This is a genomic window from Kitasatospora sp. MBT63, from assembly GCF_000710465.2.
Lineage (GTDB): Bacteria > Actinomycetota > Actinomycetes > Streptomycetales > Streptomycetaceae > Kitasatospora.
Map to the genome: position 1 here is coordinate 28451 of NZ_JAIZ01000294.1, position 5438 is coordinate 33888.

Genomic DNA, 5438 nt, shown 5'->3' on the forward strand with positions numbered 1-5438 from the left:
GCCCGTGGCCGATGACCGGCCGCGGGCCTCCGGCGTCGGTGCCGGGGGCGTACCGTGGTGGTCCGGGCGGCGGGGCAGGGGTGGGGCATGGCGACACAACGGACCGGCGCGGTGGCGGCGGCGGACGGAGCGGGCCTGCTGGCGAAGCTGCGCGCCCGGCTGCTGGCCGAGATCAACGCGACCGTGCACGGACCCGATCTGCACCTGGAACGCTACGACCGGCCGGCCGGTGACCCGGGCCTGTTCGGCCCGGACAGCGTGGTGTGGCGGGTGCACGGCCACCCGGCCGGCATGCTGGTCGGCGGCTTCGCGGCGCTGCTGCTGCAGTCCCTGCACCCGCTGGCGATGGCCGCCGTCGACGCCCACTCCGACTTCCGGGCCGACCCGACCGGGCGGCTCAACCGGACGGCCCGGTTCGTCACCACCACGACGCTCGGCTCGACGGCCGCCGCCGATGCGGCGATCGAGGCCGTGCGCAGGATCCACCCGCACATCCACGGCACCGCACCGGACGGCCGCCCCTACCGAGCCGACGACCCGGCGCTGCTCACCTGGGTGCACACCGCCGAGGTGTACTGCTTCCTGACCGGGTACCAGACCCTGGCCACCACGCCCGTGACCGCCGCCGAGGCCGACGACTACTACGCGCAGGCGGCGCTGGTCGCCGAACGGCTGGGCGCCGCCGGGGTGCCGCGCTCCCGCGCCGAGGTGGCGGCCTACCTGGCCCGGACGCGGCCCGAACTGCGGGTGACGCCACCCGCCCTTGAGGTGCTGCGGCTGCTGCGCGGCTTCGGCCGCAGCCGCCGCGAGCGGACCGCCGTCCGGCTCCTGACCAACGCCTCGCTCGGCCTGCTGCCCGACTGGGCCAGGGACGAACTCGGCGTCCACCGGCCCGGGGTGGTCCGCACGGCCTGGGACCTGCCGGTGGCACGGACCGGCGGCCGGATCATGGTCTGGGCCTGCGGACCGTCCCCGATCCGGGCCGCCGCCCAGGCCAGGGCCACTGCTGCGGCGGCCCCGGACACCACCGGCGGGCCGCGGGGTACCGCGTAGGCGGCTGCTCCCTCCGCCGCCCCCGGCCGTGCCCGGCGCACGGGATCGTTGCAGGCCGGCACCCCGCGCCCCCTGCGCCCGGTGCGGCGCCCGAGATGCGGATCCCGCTCCGCGCTGTCGGTGCGTCCGCGTACTGTGGTGCCCGCCGGGTACGGGGTGACCGGCCGAGGGGAGGGGAGCGGGTGCGCAGGGTCCCGCCGGAGATGTTCCGGTTCACGACCGGGGAGAGGGCCGAGCTCTACGGCGCCGCCCTACAAGCGTTCGGGGCGGCCAACGAGCGGCTGGAGACCGCCCTCGGGCTCGACGAGGTCCGCGCCCGGCTGCGCGCCGTCGGCTGGCTCGACGCCGTCGACGACGACGAGTTGCACGACGCACTGCGCCAACTGCGCTCCTGGGGCTTGCTCGACGTCGTCCAGAACCATGCGGAGAACTACCGCACGGCCGAGGAGTACGAGCGCCGCAACCTCCAGTACTCCCTGACCCGGCGCGGTGAGGCCGCGCTCGCCGCGGTCGAGCAGGCCCTCGCCGTGCTCGCCGCGACCGGCGCACTGCAGACCGCCGTCCTGGAGGCCGTCACCGACCGGCTCGACGAGCTGTACACGCTGCTCGGCGACGCCAGCACCTCCGACCGCCGGGTCTTCACCACCCTGCACGAGCTGGAGGGCCACCTGGAGGCGCTGCTGGCCAACACCAAGGCTTTCAACGGCGAGTTGCAGCGCCTGCTGCGCGCCGAGGGCGCGGACCTGGCGACCTTCCGGGAGGTCAAGGCCGCAACGGTCGCCTACCTCCAGGAGTTCCTGCGCAACCTCGACCAGCGCGGCCAGGCGGTCGCCTCGGCGGTCCGGCGGGTCGAGGAGCGCGGCCTCGACCTGCTGCACCGGCGCGCGCTGAACGGCGCGGAGCTGCCCCCGGCCGCCGACGGGGATCCGGCACCGGCGTGGCTGGAGCGGCGCCGGGCGCGCTGGGACGGCCTCCGGGCCTGGTTCCTGCCGGCCGACGGCACCCGGCCGCGGGTGGAACAGCTGCACGACGTCGCCCGACGGGCCATCGTGACGCTCCTCCAGGTCCTCGACCGGATCACCGACTCGCGGCGGCGGTCCTCCAGCGCCGCGCAGGACTTCCGCGAACTGGCCCGCTGGTTCGCCGCCGCCCCCACCGAGGACGACCTGCACCACCTGTGGTCGGCCGCCTTCGGACTCGGCCCGGCCCGCCACGCCCACCTCGCCCACCCCGACCCCGAACTGGTGCCCTCCTCCCACAGCTGGGCCGAGGCCCCACCCGTCGAGGTGTCCGCCCTGCTGCGCACCAGCGGCCGTACCGAGCGCTTCACCCGCACCGGCCGGGTGCGCGACATCGGGCAGGTCAAGGCCGACCGGGCCGAACGCGCCCGCAAGGAGCGCGCCGAACTCGAAGCGGCCTGGGACATCCTGGGCACCGACGGCCCGGTCCGGCTGTCCGCCTTCGGCCGGCTGGACCACACCGTCTTCGAGCGGCTGCTCGACCTGCTCGGCCGGGCGCTGGCCGTCCGCCCGGACAGCGCCGGTGCACGTCGGGCGGTCACCTCCGACGGCCGCGTCGAGATCGTCCTGCGGCCCGGCGACGGCGGACGGGCCCTGCTGAGCACCCCCCGCGGCCGGCTGGAAGGCCCCGACCACCTGGTGGAGATCCGCAGCCCCGGCGGCCGGTCCGCCCCGGTGCGGGAGGCCGCCGGATGAGCACGCTCGCCAACCAGCTGGTCCTCGCCGAGCGGGAGGACATCGCCCGGGGCGTCCGACTGCTCCTCGGCCGGCCCCTGATCACCGAACGCGGCGATGCGTCGGCCTTCGAACTGATCCGCCGCAGGCAGGATCCGCTGACCAAGTGGTTCGACTACCACTGCGGCTGGCAGCTGGTGGTCGAGCCACGGCTGGGCTACGCCCGGCTGCTCAAGATCCGGACCGCTCCCGACGCCTCCCGCCCGGCCCGCCGGCCGCGCTCGGGCCGGGCGCCGTTCGACCGCCGCCGCTACACCCTGCTGTGCGTCGCCGCGGCCGAGCTGCTGTCCGTCCCCGTCACCACCGTCGGCCTGCTCGCCGACCGCGTCGTCCAGGCCTGCGCCACCGACGCGGCCCTACCGCCCTTCGACACCGCGAACCGGGCCGAACGGATGGCCTTCGTGGACGTCCTCAAGCTGCTGGAGACCTACGGCGCGCTGCTCACCGTCGACGGTGTCACGGAGAGCTTCGCCGAGTCCTCCGACGCCAAGGTCCTCTACCGGGTGGACGCCACCGTGCTGATCCGCCTGCTCGCCGCGCCGGTCGGCCCCTCCAGGCTGGCCGTACCGGCCGAGGAGATACCGCCGCGGTTCGCCGAACTCCTCCGCGAGACCGTGCGCGAGCAGAGGTACGGCGGCGCCGACGCCTCCGAGACCCAGCGCAACCTCAGGCTCCGGCACTCGGTGCTGCGGCGGCTCTTCGACGACCCGGTGCTCCACAACGACGAGCTCTCCACCGAGGAACTGGCCTACCTCTCCTCGCCCACCGGACGCCAGATCGTCCGGCGCGCGGCCGAGCAGGGCGGGTTCGTCCTGGAGGAACGGGCCGACGGGCTGCTGCTCGTCGACCCGGACGGCATCGCCACGGACAGCCGGTTCCCCGACGACTCCGCCACCGCCCGGGTCGCGGCGCTGCTGCTGCTCGAACCGCTGACGGCCGCCACCGGCGGGCTGACCCCGGAACAGCTCACCGCCGAGGCGCACCACCTGCTGCGGCGCTTCCCGCAGTGGGCGAAGGGCTACCAGTCCCAGGACGGCGCCGGGCGGCTGGCGGCGGACGCCGTCCGGGTCCTCACCGACTTCGGCCTGGCCCGCCGGGCGGGCGACCGGACGCTCCCGCGGCCCGCGGCCCTGCGCTACCGGGCCGCGGTCGCCGACACCGCCGCCGACACCCCGGCCCCCAGCACGGAGGACCCCACCCGATGACCGTGACGCACCTCCCGCAGCCGTCCGCGGCCCGGACGACGGACCCGGGCCCCGGGCCGGTGCCGCGGTGGCAGCCCGCCCGGGCCGGCATCCTCAACGTCTGGCGCTACTACGACGAGACGTTCACCTTCCACCAGGGCCGCCTGCTGCTGAGGGGCCAGAACGGCACCGGCAAGTCCAAGGCGCTGGAGGTGCTGCTGCCCTTCCTCCTCGACGCCAGCCTGCGCCCGAACCGGCTGTCCACCTTCGGCGGCTCCGAACGCACCATGCACTGGAACCTGATGGGGGAGGGCGCCTCCGGCAAGACCCGGGTCGGCTACGTCTGGCTGGAGTTCGTCGACGCCCGCGGCGCCCTCCCGGCCTGGTTCACCTGCGGCGCACGGCTCCAGGCGAGCATCCACACCAGCGGCGTCACTGCCGACTTCTTCACCACCACCGCGCGGATCGACCGCCCCGGCGGGCTCGCCCTCGCCGGCGGCTCCGGCCAGCCGCTGACCCGCGCCGCACTCGCCGAGGCCCTCCAGGGCCGCGGCGAAGTGCACGCCTCGGCCGCCGACCACCGCGGCGCGGTCCGCACCACCCTCTTCCCCGGGCTCAGCGAGCAGCGTTACGACGCCCTGATCACCGTCCTGCTGCAACTGCGCACCCCGAAGCTCTCCGAACGGCTCGACCCGTCCCTGCTGTCCTCGCTGCTCTCGCGGGCGCTGCCCCCGCTCGGCCAGGGCGAGATCACCGAACTCGCCGAAGGCTTCGAACGGCTCGACCGGCAGCGCGAGCACCTGCGCACCCTGGACGAGGAGGTCACCGCGGCCACCACCGTCGCGGCCCAGCAACGCGGCTACGCCCAGCGGGTCCTGCGGGCCGGCGCGGCCGCGCTGATCTCCGCCACCACCGAGTTGGACAACCTCACCCGGGTCGCCCGCGAGAGCGACCGGCAGCACACCGAGGCACTCGCCGAACGCGAGCGGCACACCCTCGCCAACGAGCGACTCGAGCACACCGCCCAGGAGACCGAAGGCGCCGTCGAGGGACTGCTGGACTCGGAGATCCACCGGCAGGGCCAGGAACTCGACCAGCTCCGCCGCCGCACCGACGGCGCCGAGGAGACCGCCGCCCGGCTGCGCGCCGCCGCCGGCCGCCGGACCGGGACCGCCGCCGACGACGCCGAACGGGCCGAGCAGGCACGGCTGCTGGCGGAGCGCCGGGCCGAGCACACCCGCGCCGCCGAGGAGGAGGCCCGCGGCGTGGCGCGCCGGGCGGCGTTGGAGTCCCTCTGCACCGAGATCCGCACGATGCTCGACACCGCGCCCGGCCCGTCCGCGGAGGCGGCGGAGCAGGCGTCCGCCGCCCGCCGCCTGCTGCGCGGCGCGGTCACCTCCCGGCACGGCCAGATCACCGAGGTCCGCGCCGCCGTCGACGTCCGGGA

3 protein-coding genes and 1 pseudogene are annotated in these 5438 nt (G+C 75.9%); all 4 read left to right on the forward strand.

The genetic code is table 11. From position 1 onward, the window contains the following. Nucleotides 1-87 precede the first annotated feature (87 nt). On the forward strand, nt 88-1053 hold the full coding sequence (locus AA75_RS18225) for an oxygenase MpaB family protein (RefSeq protein WP_051812709.1): 966 nt from the start codon (nt 88-90) through the stop codon (nt 1051-1053). Nucleotides 1054-1256: 203 nt separating this feature from the next. After that, on the forward strand, nt 1257-2768 hold the full coding sequence (locus AA75_RS18230) for a TIGR02677 family protein (RefSeq protein WP_199520352.1): 1512 nt from the start codon (nt 1257-1259) through the stop codon (nt 2766-2768). Next, entirely contained in the window at nt 2765-4012 is a 1248-nt protein-coding gene (locus AA75_RS18235) for a TIGR02678 family protein (protein ID WP_033821134.1), read from the forward strand. Before AA75_RS18230 ends, AA75_RS18235 begins: the two co-directional genes overlap by 4 nt. Further along, a pseudogene (locus tag AA75_RS52045) lies at nt 4009-5438 on the forward strand (TIGR02680 family protein); the annotation flags it as partial. The gene AA75_RS18235 and the pseudogene AA75_RS52045, both read left to right, overlap by 4 nt.